We start from the raw sequence: 15,606 nt of genomic DNA, 5'->3' as shown, positions 1-15,606 counted from the left end.
CAGGCCGCACCGCGCGACGTGACGCGAATTGATCGACCGATGTTACGGTGGCTTTAATTATCCGGACGCCCACCAGGAATTCTTGACCCGGACCGCCTCACAGGTATTGAATGAGGCACCGAACGGCGTTCCCCGACGCGTGCCCGTCGGTGACGGTCCGACGGGGGCGATCCGCACCAGCAGCGCGACGACGCGCTGGCCAGGCGAGCTTCCACATCGGTTTGAGGGGAAGACATGCACAGGCTGCGCGGACCCGCGGAAGTCGCGTCCGTCGAATCCGCTGCGTGCACCACACCCGCCGCGCGCACCAGGAGAGTTCACCGCTGAACCCGGAGTGCGCCACCGGAGCCGGATCCCGATTTCCCACGGAAAACCTCACCCTTCACTCCCGGCCCTGACGCCGTGAATTCCGCGCGCCCGGCGCACCTCCGGCCACCGCGCCGCGCATTCACGGAAGGGCCGGTTCCCGTCGTGCTACAGCGCCGGAAAACGCCACGCGGGACACACGGGTATCCCGTACGCGCGCACGACCCGCGAATCCCGAAAGACCCGCACGACGCACAGGACGCAACAGACCCAAGGATTCAGAAGAGACCCGGAGAAGATGATGGAGCTGTCTCCTTCCCTTTCCCGCTGGCAGCGTTCGGCTTCCCTCGCCCCGACGCAACCCGACCTCGCGGACCCAGTCGTGGAGCCGACCGTCGCGGGGCAGGCTGCCCGGGACCGGCCGGGGCAGGGCGCACCGGGCCCGGCCGGCCGCAGCCGCATCGCCGGCTTCTTCCCGGGCCTGGGCAGCCGGGCCGCGTACCAGAACCTCGACCGGTCCCTGCTGGACTGCGGGATGCCGGAGGTGGAACGCGTCTACCAGCTCGGCGCCCGGGCGCTGGGCCGCCCCGGGCGACCGGAGACCCTGCTGATGGTGCCGGAGAACATGCCCGCGACCCGGATGGAGCGGCAGGGCTTCATCGGTGCCGCGTTCCTGGTGCACAGCCTGGCCCTGGAGGCGTACTTACGGGCCGCGGCGCACAAGAAAGGCGTCGCGCTCGACTTCACCGCCTACACCGGCGAGAGCTTCGGGGTCATCGCCTCGGCGGTGGCCAGCGGTTCGGTGTCGGTCGGCGACGGCGTGCGGATCGCGCGGGCCTTCACCCCGCTGATGCTGCTCGCGGCCGAGGGCGGGGCACCGCAGGACGCCCTGTCCCGGGACCTGGCCGCGTATCTCCCCGACCCGGTACGCGGACGGCCGCTGGCCCCGGAGCCGTACCACGTGGTGGCACTGCGCGGCGAACCCGATGACCTGACCGAGGCGCTGAAGGAGATCGAGGACTTCTACCCCAGGGCCGACGTGGAGGTGCACAAGCTCTACTCCCGGCAGCAGACCAACATCTACGTGCGGCTCGGGGTGAAGTCCGGCTTCGACCTGTTCATGCAGCGCTTCCCCGCGGTGGCGACCGAGGAACTGAAGGAGCCGACGACCTTCCTGGCGCACTCGGCCCGCATGCGGGCGGTGCGCCGCGGCCTGGAGCGGTTCATCGAGGAGAACAACATCGTCTTCCGCCGCCCGCGGGTCCCCCTGGTCTCCAACAGCGGTGCCGGCCTGCTGACCACCGCGGCCGAGGTGCGCGGCGCCGTCCTGGCCGTGACCGACGAGGTGATGGCCTCCCGGATCACCGCGGAGACCCTGGACGCGCTGCGCCCGGACGCCGTGGTGGAACTCGGCCTCGGGGAGAAGTCGGTACGGCTGCTGACCGACAACAACATCGAGACACCGGTGACCGCCTGCACCGGCGACCCACTGGAGACCGAGGCACTGCTGGACACCGTGCACCTGGCCGGCACCGTCACCACCGAACTCGCCGCGCTGCGCAGGTCCGGCACCCACATGACGGGCCGTCATCACGACCTGCTGCGCCGGGTGTTCCGGCGGGCCCAGGCCGGGCCGTTCCACAGCCGGTACCTGCACCGGTCGATGAGCCGGGTCGTCGCCGACGAGATGCTCCGCCCGCAGGGCGACGGCGCCCCGGCCTTCCGCCGGTTCCTGGAGGTGTACCAGTACACCCGGTCGTACCACGACAGCGTGGACGCCGCCGGCGGCGAACTGGTGCTGCGGGCCCGGCTGAAGAAGCGCATCACCGGGCCGGCCGAGAAGGTGGGGCAGGTCTACGCCGAGCTGAAGGTGCTCGACGCCGCGGGCGGCGTCGCGGACCGCAGCACGCTGGCCGCCGAGCACCCCGAAGTGGTGGTCGTGCACCTCAGCCGGCTCTCCGACCTGGACGCGGCCGAACTCGCCCGCAGGACACGGCTGTTGCTGGACACCCAGCCGGTGGCGCACCGCATCCACGACCAGATCTCGGAGAGCCTGTGGATCGACGAGGACGGCTACCTGCCGCTGGCCGGGGTCGCCGCGCCTCCGGACGCCGTCCTCGCGATGAGCCGATTCGTCTACCAGTACACCCTGTTCGAGGTGCTGCGCCTGCACCGCCCGGCGATCTTCGCGCAGAGCGACCACTACATCGCGGCCGGCGACCCACTGGGCTGGCTGGTGGCGCTGGCCGCCTCCGGCGCGGTGCCGCTGGCGACGTTCGCCGAACTGTACGCCGACTGGCTGCGCGCCGGCGCCCGTACCGACCGGCTGCGGCCGGTACTGGACCGGCTGCTGTCGGCGCTGCGCGGCTCCGAGATCCCGGTGATCTCGCCGGACGGCGTGCCGTTGCAGTCCCGCAAGGACCTGGAGGCGGCCACCCGCGCCGTCCTCGGCACGGTGACGAGCAGTGCGGGGACGAACGGTGCCGGGAAGGTCGGTGCCGGGCCGAACGGTGCCGGGCCGAACGGCACAGGAAAGGTCGGCACGGGAACGATCGGCGCCGGGACCGTCGGCCACGGCGACGTGCACCGCGTCCACCTCAACGGCAACTGCCAGATCGTCTCGCTCGGTTCGGAGCTCTGCCCGGCCCGGGTGGACGCCGGACCGCACCGGGCCTCGGTGGTCTCGGTGCTGTCCCCGGCCGAGTTGTGGACCCGGGGCGTCAATCCCGCCCTGGACGCCTTCGAGGACCGCTGCGCCATGGGCCTGACCGAGGAGAACGAGCGGGTGCTGCGGCACGCGCAGGGCCGCCGGCTGCTCAGCAGTTCGGTCAACGCCTACGTCGGCATCGGCGAGCCGATCGTCGGCTTCGGCAAGGGCGGCAGCGAGTCGATGACCATCTTCCTGACCAAGGGCGGCGATCCGGCGGACCGGCCGTACGACCGCAGCGGGGACGGCGTGACCGTCCGCAAGGTGCTCAGCGAGGCGCTGACCACCGCCCGCTGGAGCCCGGACGGCACCGGGGTGATGCTGCCGCCCTTCGCGAAGGCCAAGAAGCAGGCCGAGTTCCTGCGCGCGCTGCCCGAGCCGGTGCGGCGCTACTTCCCTGAGGTCCACGACGTCCTCGAACGCGACATCCCGGTCCCCGCGCACCTGCGCCGCGGCGGCCGGACCACGTACCGCGAGGTCGTCTACGAGATGAGCTACGTACGCGGCGAGGAGGTCAGCCGGTTCGTCGAGAAGCACTCGCCGCCGCCGGCCGTGGTGGCCCGGCTGTACGAGGAGATCATGCGGCTGCTGGACCGCCGCGTGCACAGCGTCAACCGGGTGCCGGCGCCCGGCGACACCCTGGAGGCGTCGTACTTCCGCAAGATCGAGGACCGGCTCGCGCTGTGCCGGCGGACAGCGCCGCACACGTTCGGCCCCGGCCTGCTGGACACCGAGCGGATCGTCATCGACGGGCGGACGTACCTCAACCAGGCGGCGCTCCTGCGGCGCTTCCGCGAGCACCCGCGGTACCTGGAGATCCTCGAACCGCGGTTCCACAGCCTGGTGATGGGCGACACCAACACCGAGAACATCAAGCTCTCCGACCCCGAGCCGCTGCTGCGCGCGCAGCGGCTGATCGAAAGCGGCGCGCCGCGGGCACGTATCGACGCGGCGCTTGCCGCGATCACCGCCGAGTCGCTGGGGATCAGGTTCCTGGACCCGCGGGCCATCGGCTTCCGCAGCGACGGCGCCGAGACCCGCGACGACCCGATGTACGACAACAAGCCCTGGCACAACAGCATCGGCCACTACGACGAGATCCACTACGAGCAGTTCGCGCTGCGGGTCGACGTCGGCGCCGGCCGCGTGCCCCGGGTCGACGTCGACTTCACCAAGGACAACGCCTACCAGCGCTCGTACCGGGTCCGGGACGTGGCGGCCCGGCGCGGCCGGATCGGGCCCGGGACGGCGCCGCACGGGGTGGAGGACCACTTCGCGCCGGTGATGACGGCGGTGTACGGGCTCGACGACCCCGACTCCCCGTACCTGCGGGACGACCCGTACTGGCTGATCCGCTTCGTGTTCATGATGGGCACCCACTTCACGGCCATGCCGCCGTTCCACTTCCAGGCCGAGCTGGACGGGACGCTGACGGACACCTACCAGACCCAGCGCCGGCCGGTGGCCATCTACTGCCAGGGCATCAAGTGGCTCAACTGGGCCCTGGAGATGCTGGAGGGCCGGCGCCGGGAGTTCCTGGGCCTGGCGGTGCCGCCACTGCCCGCGCCGTGACCTTCGAGGAAGAGCCGCGCAGGAACGAGCCGAACGGGAACGCCCCGGCAGCGACGAGCCGGGCGGACCGGAGCCACGACCGTCCCACGACCGACCGCACAGGATCGAGCACAGGAGGGCACCGCTCATGGCCATCGACCCCACCGCTCTGCCCGTGGCGGGGCTGCACGAGCTGTCCAACGAGACCCGCGTGATGGCGACGCCCTGGAGCCGCATGGTGCGGGGCATCGGCCTCGGGCAGTACCCGGTGGACTACGACCGCGAGGCGGCCGCGCGCATCCGCCACACCTTCGGCCTGCTCGCGGCGAAGCTGACCGACGCCCACTCCTACACCCTGTTCTCCCGGCTGCTGGCCGACCTGGTCCTGACCGCCGCCGACCCGGCCGGCGGGCTGTCCCGGGACGCGGCGGAGCGCGCCCTCGGCCCGATCCTGGCGGCCATGCGCGCCGAGGAGAACCCGTACTACCGGCTGACGGCGGGCTGCATCCTGATGGACGCCTTCGCCAAACTGGGCCTGGACCGCACGCTCCTGGTCAACGACCGACTGGACGTGCCGGGCGAGATCCTGGATGTGCTGGATCTCATCGAGCCGGACCGGATCAAGGACGAGAACACCGGCCGTCACGGCGACTACGAGAGGCTCTCCGCCTGCACCGCGGTCTTCCTGGCCCTCGGCCAACTCGGGCTGGAGAAGCGGCTGGTGTCCGGCCCGCGCAACCGGGTCCGGGAGGCCCTGGACCTGCTGGAGCGCGTCCCCGCGCCCTTCTTCCGCGGCCGCGGCGGCTCCATGCTGCTGTCGGTCGTCTCGCTGCTGGGATACGACGCGCTGATCTTCGACGGCGAGCGGGACTACATGGCCGAGACCCTCGACCACCTGGACCGGGCGGACGAGGTGAACCTGCCCCCGGCCTTCCCCAGCCCCATGACCGACGCGTTCGGGAAGACGTACCCCCTGGTCACCATGCTCAACGCGATCGCGGTCTCCGGCCGGGCGGAGTACCTGACCCACGGCACCGACCGGCTGGCGCAGCTGAAGGAACTGATGGCCGCCATCGCCCCGGCCGAGCGCACCCACATGGGCCTGTACTACCTCATGGCCCTGCACAACCTCGGCCGGCTGCACGACCAACTCCCCGACCCGGACGCCTTCGCGGCCGGTGTGGTGAACGAGTGGCGCGGGATCGACCCGGGCGCGGATTTCTTCCTGTACGGGATCTCGTACCCCTACATCATCCAGACCGCCATGCTCACCGGCTGGACCGACCTCATCACCGACGAGACGATCGAGCGCCTGGTCGACTCCTTCCCGGACCTGGACCGCACCGCCCAGGACCGGGCCAACCGCCCCTACCCGGTCAGCTACGTGCTCAACGTCCTCGGCGAAATCGGCGCCGCCGACCGCCTCTTCGAGCCCCGCGCCCGCTACGGCGGCGGCTCGGCGATCGCGTGGGTCGTCGACCGCCTCTCCGACGGCGGCCGGGCCGAGGGCACCCGGCTCACCATGCTCAACCACGCCCTGATCGGCTACGCCCTGCGGCAGCGGGGCGCCCGGAGACCGGAGACCGAGCTGTTCCGCACCTTCCGGTTCCGGCTCACCGCCTGAGCGGTCCCGGCGGTCCCGTCGTACGCCGCCCGGCCGGCCGGTCAACCGGTCAACCGGGCGGTCTCGGCGCAGAAGGTCTGCCACAGGGCGGCCGAAGCGGGGCTCAGCGCGCGGGCGCGCAGCGGCGCGTGGGGCAGGCCGGGCGCCACCGTCAGCCGCGCCTCGACGCCGCTGTCCCGCAGCTTCGCCGCGTACAGCCGGGCGTCCACGACCAGCGAGTCCAGTTCGGTGCCGACGATGTACGCCGGCGGCAGGTCGTGGAAGGTGCCGCTGATCAGCGGCGAGACGTAGGGGTGGCGGGTCTGCTCGGGGTCCGGGCAGTAGCAGGCGGTGAAGAACTCCATCTCCCCGCCGGTGAGCAGCGGTGCGTCCGCGCCGCCCTCGCGCCAGCGCCGGAAGTCGAGCACCGGGCAGATCAGGGCCTGGCCGCGCGGCCTGGGCGCGCCCCGGTCCCGGGTCATCATGCACAGCGCCACCGCCATGTTCGCCCCGGAGCTGTCCCCGGCCAGCACGATCCGGTCCGGGTCGGCGCCGAAGCGGCCGGTGTCCGCCGCGATGCCGCACAGCGCGTCGTAGCAGTCCTCCAGACCGGCGGGGAACGGATGCTCCGGGGCCATACGGAAGTCCAGCGCCACCGTCACCAGGCCGGTGTTGGCGGCGAGTTCGGCGACGAGGGGGTGCAGGGTCGCCAGGGAGCCGATGACGAATCCGCCGCCGCGGATGTAGACCAGCAGACCCCGGCCGGCGATGTGCTCGGGCCGGTAGACGCGGATTCGCAGGCGCCGGCCGTTGCCCGTCACCTCCTCGTCGGTGACGCGGACGCCCGCGGGGACCTCGTAGGGGAACACCGTGCCGAGGTTCTCGTAGAGCGCCCGGGCCTGCGCGAGCGGGCGGGTGTAGAAGTCGGGCGGGAGCGCGGCGGTGAACCTGTCGATGAAGGTCCGCATTCCTGGTGCCCAGTCCATTGGTTCTCCTGCGGGTCGGGGTACGGCGGTGAGCTGTGATCAGGCGGTTCGTGGATCGGGCGGCGGCGTGGACCGGCCGCTCTCGTGGACCGGTCCGGTGGCCGAGTGGCGAGGGCCGCGGTCGGTCCGGCTGGGCCGGGGGTCAGCCGGTGCCGGTCAGGACGGCGGTGCGTATCCCGCGGCGGAAGAGCACCGGCAGGCACAGGGCGGTGCCCAGTCCCCCGACCCACAGCGCGGCGGGAAGTCCGGCCAGGGCGATGACGGCCGCGGCGAGCAGGCTGCCGAGCGGGACGACGCCCCAGGTCAGGAAGCGGGCCACGGAGTTGACCCGGACCAGGAAGTCCGGTGGCGAGGCGGTCTGCCGCAGGGTGAGGCCGGTCGGGCCGAAGACCCCTTCGCCGGCCGCGTGCACGACGCTGCCCGCGACCAGGGCGGGCACCGAGCCGAGGGAGCCGGCCACCGGCATGCTCGCCAGTCCCAGGACGGAGACGACCGCACCGGCCAGCAGGGTACGGGGCGGGCCGAGCCGGCGTACGACCGCGCCGGACAGCAGGTTCCCCAGCGGGTAGCCGGCCGCGGCGGCCCCCACCACGACGCCGACCGCGGTGACCCCGAGGCCGAGCACCTGACGGCAGTAGAGCACCAGGCTGCTCTCGACCACGCTCAGGAACAGCGCGTAGACGGCGCCGCACAGGATCATCGGTTCGAGCTGGCCGTGGTCGAGGACGAACCGCAGTCCGGCCCGTACGCTGCGCAGGATCCAGCCCTTCTCGCGGCGGGGGGCTTCGGCCGGCGCAGGCTGACGGGTCCTGACGGACAGCAGGGTGAGCACCGAGACCGAGTACGTGGCGACGACGCTCGCCACCGTCCAGGCCAGGCCCGCCAGCCGGACCAGGGCCCCCGCGATCGCCGGGCCGGCCGAACGTCCCACCGACTCCGAGACGAACAGCCGGGCGTTGCCCCGGTGCAGCAGCGCCGGGTCGGAGTACAGCACCGGCAGGAAGGAGGTGTAGGCGATCTGGAAGAACACCGCGGCGCAGCCGGCGACTGCGACCAGGGCCAGCAACTCGGCCAGGGACAGCACCCGCAGGCCGGCGAGCACGGCGATCACCAGGTAGCACGCGGCCTGTACGGTGTCGCCGGCCAGCATGACCGTACGCCGGGGTAATCGCTCCACGACGGCGCCGGCCGGCAGGCCCAGGAACAGCCAGGGGCCGAACATCACGAACGGCAGGAGCGCGGCCTTCGCGGCGGACACGCCCGGGATGGAGACCGCCAGCAGCGGCAGCACCAGCACCACGAAGCCGCTGCCCAGCAGGCTGGTGGACTGGCCGGCCCACAGCAGCGCGAAGTCGCGGCGCACCGCGGGCGTACTGCCCCGGTCGGCCTCCGGCGGGGCCGGCGTCGTCACACGGTCCACAGGCCCCCCTGGGCTCCGGCCCCGCGCCGGACCGCTTCCGGCAGGCAGCATTCACGGTCATGCCCCGCGCCGGAACCGGCGAATCAGGCGGATCAGCGGTGTGCGGCGGCACTTCGGGAGTGCCGGTGGGGCGCGGCGAACTGCCGGAGCGCGGTCAGCGCACGACGTCGAAGACCTGCTTCTGGACGCCGTTGCGGTAGACCTCGTGCTCGACCAGCGCCAGCTTCTGGGTGTCCTTGTCCGCGGTGCTGAACAGGCGCTTGCCGGCGCCGAGCAGCAGCGGGTAGACGAGCAGGTGGTAACGGTCGATCAGGCCGGCGTCGGACAGCGCCTGGTTGAGGGAGGCGCTGCCGTGCACGATGACCGGGCCGCCCTCGGTCCGCTTCAGGGCGGCGACCTCGTCGAGCGAGCGCAGGACGGTGGTCTCGCCCCAGTCGGCGACCAGCTTGTCCTCGGTGAGGGTGGTGGAGACGACGTACTTCGGCATCACCTTGTAGCGCGCGAACTCCGCCATGTCCGGCCACACCGGGCTGAACGCCTCGTAGCTGAGCCGGCCCATCAGGATCGCGGTGGACTCCTGCTGTTCCCGTTCCTTGATCTCGAATGCCTCGGGGACGAACTCGACCTCCTTGAAGGTCCAGCCGGCGTTCCGGTAGCCCGGTTCGCCGCCCGGGGCCTCCACGACGCCGTCGAGCGAGATGAAGGCGCTGCTGATCAGAGTGCGCATGGGACGTTCCTCGATGTCTGGGACGGGTGTCTGCTGCTTCAGCCTCCCTCCGACAAATATTTTTGTCAAGGAAGGGAGAGTTTTCGGACGCCTCGTACTCCTCGTGCAACGAGTTGGTTGCACGAGGATCGGCGGACGTGCAACAATCGGGTTGCACTCAATGCTTGCACTTGAAGGAGTTTCCTCATGAGCGAAGACATGATCGAGCGCGACACCCTGATCGACGCCTCGGTCGAGCGTGTCTGGTCGCTGGTGTCCGCGCCCGGCTTCTGGGTGGCCGACCCGGAGAGCATCAAGGGCACCACCGCCGTCGAGGGCGAGTCGATGGTGGCCAAGCACCCGGAGTTCGGCGAGTTCCCGGTGCGCGTGGTGAAGGTCGAGCCGCAGTCGTACGTCTCGTACCGCTGGGCCCCCGCCAACCCCGGCCAGGAGCTGACCGAGGGCAACAGCACCCTCGTGGAGTTCACGCTGTCCGCCGAGGGTGACAAGACCCGCCTCACCGTGGTCGAGAGCGGCTTCGCGGCGCTGGCCGTGTCCGAGGAGGTGCGCGCCCAGACGATCGCCAACCTCTCCGCCGGCTGGCCCGAGGTCCTCGACGCGGCGAAGAAGCGCGTCGAGTCGACTGTGTGACGGCAGAACCCGACGGCGCGGTCGAGGAGGTCGGCAGCGTTCTCGTCGCGCTCGCCGACCCCACCCGTCGCCAACTGCTGGATCTTCTCGCCGCGCACGGCGCGGCCACCGCGACGACCCTCGCCGGACAACTCCCCGTCTCCCGGCAGGCGATCGTCAAGCACCTCGCCGTCCTGGACTCCGCCGGACTCGTCGTCGGCAACCGGGTCGGACGCGAGGTGAGGTATTCACTGCGGCCTGCCGGCCTGGACGCCACCACCCGATGGATGTCCTCGCTCGCGGCCGATTGGGACCGCCGGCTGGCGGCCATCAAGCATGCCGCTGAAGCAGCGGAACGCGATTTCAGCTGACCCCGGGACGCGCGGTGCGGTGATGACGCATGCCCGGAATGCGATCACATGAATCGCATAACTCATATGACTCACATACCTCACATGACAAGGAGATTCGACATGACGACGCTGAAGCCCACGAGCATGCTCCTCGGCACGACCCGTCCCGCCGAGCTGCGGGCCTGGTACATCAAGGCGCTGGCGCCGGAGTTCACCGGCGAGGGCGCGATCGACCTGGGCGGCTTCCTGCTGGTCATCGACGGGCGCGACGACGTCGAGGCGAAGAACGACCAGCCGGGTCGCATGATCATCAACTTCGACGTCGACGACTTCGACGCCATGGAAGCCCAACTGAACGCGGCCGGCGTGGAGTGGATCTCGATCGAGGACCGCGAGAAGGGCAAGTTCGGCACCTTCGCCGACCTCGACGGCAACTACCTCCAGATCATCAAGTGGAAGTAGGACGCCCGAGCCCGGAATTCCGCTAGCCCCGTGACGGGGCCGTGGTCGGCCACGGCCCCGTCACGGGGCTAGCACGCAAGTCCGTCGACCCGTTCGTCGAGACGACTCCACGCAATACGACAGGAAGGAAGAGTGCACATGAGTACCCCGCAAACGGCGATGAGCCCACGGAAGGCCAACCTGGCCCTGGCCACGCTGTTCTTGGGAATGTTCGTACTGGGCAGTGGCGAACTGGGCGTGGTCGGCGTACTGAACCGGATATCCTCCGACTTCCACGTGTCCATCTCCTCGGCCGGCCACCTGGTGACCGTGTACGCGCTGGGCCTGGCCATCGGTGGTCCGATCCTGACCGCGCTGACGATCAAAATGGAAAAGAAGACCGTCCTCATCGGCTCGCTCGTGCTGTTCATCGCGTGCAATCTGATCGCGGTGCTGACCCACGTCTACGGCCTGTTCCTCGTGCTGCGCTTCCTCATCGGCGCGTCGCAGGGCCTGTTCATCGCGGGTGCGTTCATCGCCGCCATGGCGGTCGTCCCGCCGGAGCGCATGGGCCAGGCGATCGGCGTCGTCATCTCCGGTGTCGCGCTGTCCGGCGCGCTCGGCCTGCCGCTGGGCACCCTGGTCGGTCAGACCCTCGGCTGGCGCGGCTCGTTCATGGCGATCACGGGGGGCGCCGTGCTGACCCTGTTCGGCACGCTGGCACTGATCCCGACCGTGCCGCCCGCCGGCGCCGGCGCCGCCCACCAGGCCAAGTACGCGTTCGCCCCCAAGGTGCTCGCCGTGCTGTTCCTCAACTTCATCGTGTTCTCGGCGATTTTCGCGGCGCTGACCTACCTCGTGCCCTTCCTCCAGCACGTCACCGGCATCTCCGGCGCCCTGCTGAGCGTGTTCCTCCTGGCCTACGGTGCGGCCACCGCGGTCGGCTCCTCCGTGGTCGGCGGCAAGTTCGCCGACCACCGGGCCGGGCGCACCCTGATCATCGGGTCCTTCGGCATCGCTGCCTCCCTGCTGCTGCTCTACTACGTCGGCCAGATCGCCTGGCTCGTGGCGATCGTCCTGATCGGCCTGGGCCTGTCCTTCTACAGCATGGTGCCCTCGCTCCAGGTCCGGGTGATCAGCCTGGCCGGCCCCGGTGGCCAGCTCGCGCAGTCGCTGCCCGTCTCCGCGGCCAACGTCGGTATCGCCTTCGGCTCGTTCGCCGGTGGCATAGAGATCAACGACCACAGCGATTCCGCCCCGGTGATCACCGGTCTGATCTTCGCCGTGGTCACCATCGCGGTCGCCTGGGGGACCAGCTACCTCAAGCCGCCGGTCGTCGAGGAGTCGTCGGCAACCGCCGAATCCGTGCCCGAACCCGCCTAGCACAACCCGCCCGGATCATTTCCGGTACCGATCGGACGGCACGGTAGTGGCGGCGCTGAATGCCGTCACCACCGTGCTTCCGAATCGAATGGTATTCCGCGCCGGCTCGTACGACGGACTTCGCCGAATTAGCGCCGCGCGACCACAACTGACGAACAGCCGGCCAATGTGAGCAAGGAAGAAGTGGTAGCAGACCTTACCGCAGTGAGAAAGTTTGGATGAAATCCACTTCGCACACACGGGAAAGGTAATGCCATGAATGACCCGCAGTCGGCATCGGACCAGGGTGTGACCGGCGAGATCAATCACCGGTTCGTGGAGACCAACGGAATCCGGATGCACATTGCCGAGCAGGGCGAAGGGCCGCTGGTCGTACTGCTGCACGGCTTCCCCGAGACGTGGTACTCCTGGCGCCACCAGTTCGCCGCTCTCGCGGCGGCCGGCTACCACGTCGTCGCTCCCGACCAGCGCGGCTACGGCCGGACCGACCGCCCGGAAGCGATCGAGAAGTACTCGCAGCTCCACCTGGTCGGCGACATCATCGGCCTGCTCGACGCGCTCGGGGAGGAGCAGGCCGTCCTGGTCGGCCACGACTGGGGGTCGCCGGTCGCCTGGAACACCGCGCAGCTGCGGCCCGACCGCATCCGCGGCATCGCCGCGCTGGCCCTGCCCTATATCCCCCGCGGCCCGGTGAGCGCCGTGACCGGGATGACGCAGGCGCTCGGCCCCGGCTTCTACATGAACTACCTGCAGCAGCCCGGCGTCGCCGATGCCGAACTGGCGCGGGACCCGCGTACCAGCGTCCTCCGCTTCTTCCAGTGGGGCTTCGGCGACTCGCCGCAGGCCGAAGCGGCCGCCCTGCCGATAGTCCCCGAAGGCGGCACCCTCACCGATCTCCTGCCGGAGCCGGGCGCACTGCCCGAGTGGCTGACCGAGGCCGATCTCGACGTCTACGGACACGACTTCGAGCAGACCGGTTTCTCCGGCGGCCTGAATTGGTGGCGGACGATGGACCTGAGCTGGGAGCTGACGGCGCCGTGGCAGGGCGCGCCGATGACCACCCCGGCAATCTACCTGTACGGCGAACGGGACGGCAGCGTCCAACTCCCGGGTATGGACCAGCTGATCGCCAACCTGCAGTATCTCGTGCCCAACCTGACGCGCACGGTGGTACTGCCCGGAGTCGGGCACTGGACGCAGCAGGAGCGGCCGGAAGAGGTCAACGCGGAGCTGCTGAAGTTCCTGGGCGGCCTGTAGGCCCGGCCGCGGCGGCCACTTTGCGCCGCCACCGGGCAACCGACCTTCATCTGCGCGAACGGAAACGCCGCCGGATACCCTCCGGCGGCGTTTCTGCCGTATTGGGATGCATTGGGAACCGACCTACCGGTGCGTCCCGAAGCCGGTGGACGCCTGCCCCCATTGCATCGGGACCGGATTGGCGTAGGTCGGTTTCTGCGGCCAGCCGGCGGGCGAGTCCTCCCAGTCCTCGCGCCGGCCGTAGACGGTCAGGTCGAATACGCCGGTGGAGAAGACGAGTTTCTCGATTCCGCGGGCGGTGGTGCTGTAGGTTCGGTAGACATCATCGCCGTCGCGCAGGAACACGGTGAGCATGAATCCGTTGCCGGCGTCGCAGTCCGCGGAGAACGAAGTGCCGCGGGACGAGACGAATGGCATCGTCCAGCCCATCTTCTCCTTGTACTGCTCGATCTGCGCGAGCGGCATATTCGACACCGTCACCCAGGTGACGCCTTGGTCGGCCAGCAAGCGCGGCGCGTTCGCGGGGATGTTGTCGGTGAACCACGTGCAGCCGGGGCAGTAGTGGTCCGGGCCGTCGTCCATGAACTGGTAGACGACCAGTTGATCGCGACCGTCGAACAGGTCGAGGAGCGACTTCGTACCGTCCGGGGTGTCAAATGTGTAGCGATTACCGAACTTCACCATCGGCAGCCGGCGGCGGCGCGCGGAAAGTGCGTCCGCCGCGCGGGTCGCTTCCTTTTCGGCCGCGCGCAGCTCGTCGCGGGCCTGCTGCCACTCTTCGAGCGTCACGATCTCCGGTTTCGGCTTGTCCATGGTTCGACTCTACCGCTTGTCCATTGTCGGATTGTTCGAATCGACGGTAAATCGCCGCCGGACCCGTTGTTGTGACGGGGTGTGCAAAAGACAGGGCCTCCGGTGCCGCTCGGCGGTCCTGACGACCATCGAGCTGCACCGGAGACCCTGTTGGGGCTGTAAAGCGACCATGTGGCTGAGATTCCGGGCCCAGCCACATGATCAGAATGCTGGGCCCCGGTCTAGAGAAGAGTCGTGTTCGGTTCGAGGCCGCACAGCACGCGGCCGTAGGTCTCGGCGTTCGAGTTCGGGTGCAGGACACCGTTGAGGTTGAGCGCCCGGATGTCCCGCTCGATGCGCTGCATCGGCTGGCTCCAGTAGATGGACGAGCCGCCGCTGGCGGTGTTGAGCACGTCCACCGCTTCCTTGGCCCGCAGGCAGGCCGTGGCCGCGTCGAGCTTGGAAAGGGCGCGCTCCTCGATCGTCCACTGCTCGCCGGCCAGCACCTTGGTGTCCAGGCGCTCGGCCGCGCGGCGCACGTGGAACTCGGCCTCGTCGATCTTCATGGCCGCTTCGGCCACCTGAAGGTGGGTCAACGGCGCCTCGGCCTGGCTCTCGTAGGCGGTGTAGGAGATCTTCCGGCTCGGCAGCTTCTCGAAGAACGCCTCACGGGCCGCCTTGGCCATACCCACCGCCGACGAGCTGGTCACCGTGGTGGCGTGCTGCACGAAGGGGAGCTTCCAGGTGATGGAGTCCGCGTTCAGCTTCGACGCGTGCTCACCGCGCATCATCACGGGCTCCATCGGCAGGACCCGCGCCTGCGGGACGAAGAGGTCCTTCGCGATGGTCGACACGCTGCCCGTGGCCCGAAGGCCCGCGGTGTGCCAGTCGTCGACGATCTCCAGGTCCGACATCGGCACCGCGACCGTGGCCGGGACCCACCCGCCGTCCTCGGTGACCAGCTGCACGGAGTGCATGTCCCACTGGCTGTGCGGCGCGCCGGAGACGAAGTGCCACCGGCCGTTGAGGATCACGCCGCCGTCGGTCGGCGTGGCGACGCCCGACGGGTTGACGCCGCCGCAGATCCGGACGCTCGGGTCGGCGAAGATCTCGTCCTGCACCTCGTCCGGGAACAGGCCGGCCAGCCAGGAGCCCATCGTGAACGTGCTGATGGTCCAGCCGACGGCACCGTCGCCCCGCGCGAGCTCGGAGATCACGGCGGACACGGTCCGCACGTCGACCTCGGAGCCGCCGTAGCGCATCGGCACCCGCATCTTCAGGATGCCGGCGTCGATGATTTCCTGCAGTACCTCCTCGTGCATGACCCGGTGCTCTTCTTGCCACGCGACGTGCTTCCGGATCACGTCGACCAAGTCCGTGGCCCGGCTGACGAGATCAGCCTGCGGTGGCGCCTCATTGATCGTCATCTGTGCTCCTGAATACGATGACAGGGAAAGGAAAGTGGAGCGGG

12 protein-coding genes are annotated in these 15,606 nt (G+C 69.9%); 7 read left to right on the top strand and 5 right to left on the bottom strand.

The window, feature by feature from the left end; genetic code table 11:
• Positions 1-688 precede the first annotated feature (688 nt).
• Together ITX44_RS01410 and ITX44_RS01405 are read left to right on the top strand one after the other, a co-directional pair.
• Positions 689-4,585 carry an ACP S-malonyltransferase gene (locus ITX44_RS01410; RefSeq protein ID WP_205355075.1) on the top strand — a complete coding sequence of 1,299 codons (3,897 nt, stop codon included), beginning with the start codon at positions 689-691 and terminating at the stop codon, positions 4,583-4,585.
• Positions 4,586-4,712: 127 nt separating this feature from the next.
• The gene (locus ITX44_RS01405; RefSeq protein WP_205355074.1) at positions 4,713-6,188 is read left to right on the top strand and encodes a hypothetical protein; all 1,476 of its coding nucleotides are present in this window, start codon (positions 4,713-4,715) and stop codon (positions 6,186-6,188) included.
• 41 nt (positions 6,189-6,229) lie between these two features.
• Here the strand turns inward: ITX44_RS01405 and ITX44_RS01400 are convergent, their stop codons facing one another.
• The 3 genes from ITX44_RS01400 to ITX44_RS01390 form a co-directional block, all read right to left on the bottom strand.
• Complete coding sequence (locus ITX44_RS01400) at positions 6,230-7,153, bottom strand: alpha/beta hydrolase (protein ID WP_205355073.1); 924 nt, start codon at positions 7,151-7,153, stop codon at positions 6,230-6,232.
• Between the two features lie 142 nt (positions 7,154-7,295).
• The gene (locus tag ITX44_RS01395; RefSeq protein WP_205355072.1) at positions 7,296-8,573 is read right to left on the bottom strand and encodes an MFS transporter; all 1,278 of its coding nucleotides are present in this window, start codon (positions 8,571-8,573) and stop codon (positions 7,296-7,298) included.
• Between the two features lie 154 nt (positions 8,574-8,727).
• On the bottom strand, positions 8,728-9,300 hold the full coding sequence (locus ITX44_RS01390; protein WP_205355071.1) for a dihydrofolate reductase family protein: 573 nt from the start codon (positions 9,298-9,300) through the stop codon (positions 8,728-8,730).
• A 186-nt stretch (positions 9,301-9,486) separates the two neighbouring features.
• Between ITX44_RS01390 and ITX44_RS01385 the strand changes: the two genes are divergently transcribed.
• The 5 genes from ITX44_RS01385 (at position 9,487) to ITX44_RS01365 (ending at position 13,343) form a co-directional block, all read left to right on the top strand.
• Positions 9,487-9,930, top strand: a complete 444-nt coding sequence (locus tag ITX44_RS01385; RefSeq protein ID WP_205355070.1) for an SRPBCC domain-containing protein — start codon at positions 9,487-9,489, stop codon at positions 9,928-9,930.
• Positions 9,927-10,280, top strand: a complete 354-nt coding sequence (locus ITX44_RS01380; protein WP_205355069.1) for an ArsR/SmtB family transcription factor — start codon at positions 9,927-9,929, stop codon at positions 10,278-10,280. Before ITX44_RS01385 ends, ITX44_RS01380 begins: the two co-directional genes overlap by 4 nt.
• Before the next feature lie 102 nt (positions 10,281-10,382).
• The gene (locus ITX44_RS01375) at positions 10,383-10,724 is read left to right on the top strand and encodes a VOC family protein (RefSeq protein ID WP_205355068.1); all 342 of its coding nucleotides are present in this window, start codon (positions 10,383-10,385) and stop codon (positions 10,722-10,724) included.
• 138 nt (positions 10,725-10,862) lie between these two features.
• Complete coding sequence (locus tag ITX44_RS01370) at positions 10,863-12,086, top strand: MFS transporter (RefSeq protein WP_205355067.1); 1,224 nt, start codon at positions 10,863-10,865, stop codon at positions 12,084-12,086.
• Between the two features lie 255 nt (positions 12,087-12,341).
• Positions 12,342-13,343, top strand: a complete 1,002-nt coding sequence (locus tag ITX44_RS01365; RefSeq protein WP_205355066.1) for an alpha/beta fold hydrolase — start codon at positions 12,342-12,344, stop codon at positions 13,341-13,343.
• A gap of 123 nt (positions 13,344-13,466) precedes the next feature.
• On the opposite strand, the gene ITX44_RS01360 is transcribed toward ITX44_RS01365, so the two are convergent.
• Both ITX44_RS01360 and ITX44_RS01355 read right to left on the bottom strand, forming a co-directional pair.
• Entirely contained in the window at positions 13,467-14,156 is a 690-nt protein-coding gene (locus ITX44_RS01360) for a DUF899 domain-containing protein (protein WP_205355065.1), read from the bottom strand.
• Between the two features lie 221 nt (positions 14,157-14,377).
• Entirely contained in the window at positions 14,378-15,562 is a 1,185-nt protein-coding gene (locus ITX44_RS01355; protein WP_205355064.1) for an acyl-CoA dehydrogenase family protein, read from the bottom strand.
• Between the last annotated feature and the right edge of the window lie 44 nt (positions 15,563-15,606).

It is taken from the genome of Actinacidiphila acididurans, from assembly GCF_016918855.1.
Lineage (GTDB): Bacteria > Actinomycetota > Actinomycetes > Streptomycetales > Streptomycetaceae > Actinacidiphila > Actinacidiphila acididurans.
This window is presented reverse-complemented; position numbering and strand designations above follow the sequence as displayed.

Excerpts from the sequence above, each read along its gene's own strand:
- ITX44_RS01355 (WP_205355064.1), bottom strand. The coding sequence starts at position 15,562 with ATGACGATCAATGAGGCGCCACCGCAGGCTGATCTCGTCAGCCGGGCC.
- ITX44_RS01360 (WP_205355065.1), bottom strand. The coding sequence starts at position 14,156 with ATGGACAAGCCGAAACCGGAGATCGTGACGCTCGAAGAGTGGCAGCAG.
- ITX44_RS01365 (WP_205355066.1), top strand. The coding sequence starts at position 12,342 with ATGAATGACCCGCAGTCGGCATCGGACCAGGGTGTGACCGGCGAGATC.
- ITX44_RS01400 (WP_205355073.1), bottom strand. The coding sequence starts at position 7,153 with ATGGACTGGGCACCAGGAATGCGGACCTTCATCGACAGGTTCACCGCC.
- ITX44_RS01390 (WP_205355071.1), bottom strand. The coding sequence starts at position 9,300 with ATGCGCACTCTGATCAGCAGCGCCTTCATCTCGCTCGACGGCGTCGTG.
- ITX44_RS01385 (WP_205355070.1), top strand. The coding sequence starts at position 9,487 with ATGAGCGAAGACATGATCGAGCGCGACACCCTGATCGACGCCTCGGTC.
- ITX44_RS01405 (WP_205355074.1), top strand. The coding sequence starts at position 4,713 with ATGGCCATCGACCCCACCGCTCTGCCCGTGGCGGGGCTGCACGAGCTG.
- ITX44_RS01370 (WP_205355067.1), top strand. The coding sequence starts at position 10,863 with ATGAGTACCCCGCAAACGGCGATGAGCCCACGGAAGGCCAACCTGGCC.
- ITX44_RS01375 (WP_205355068.1), top strand. The coding sequence starts at position 10,383 with ATGACGACGCTGAAGCCCACGAGCATGCTCCTCGGCACGACCCGTCCC.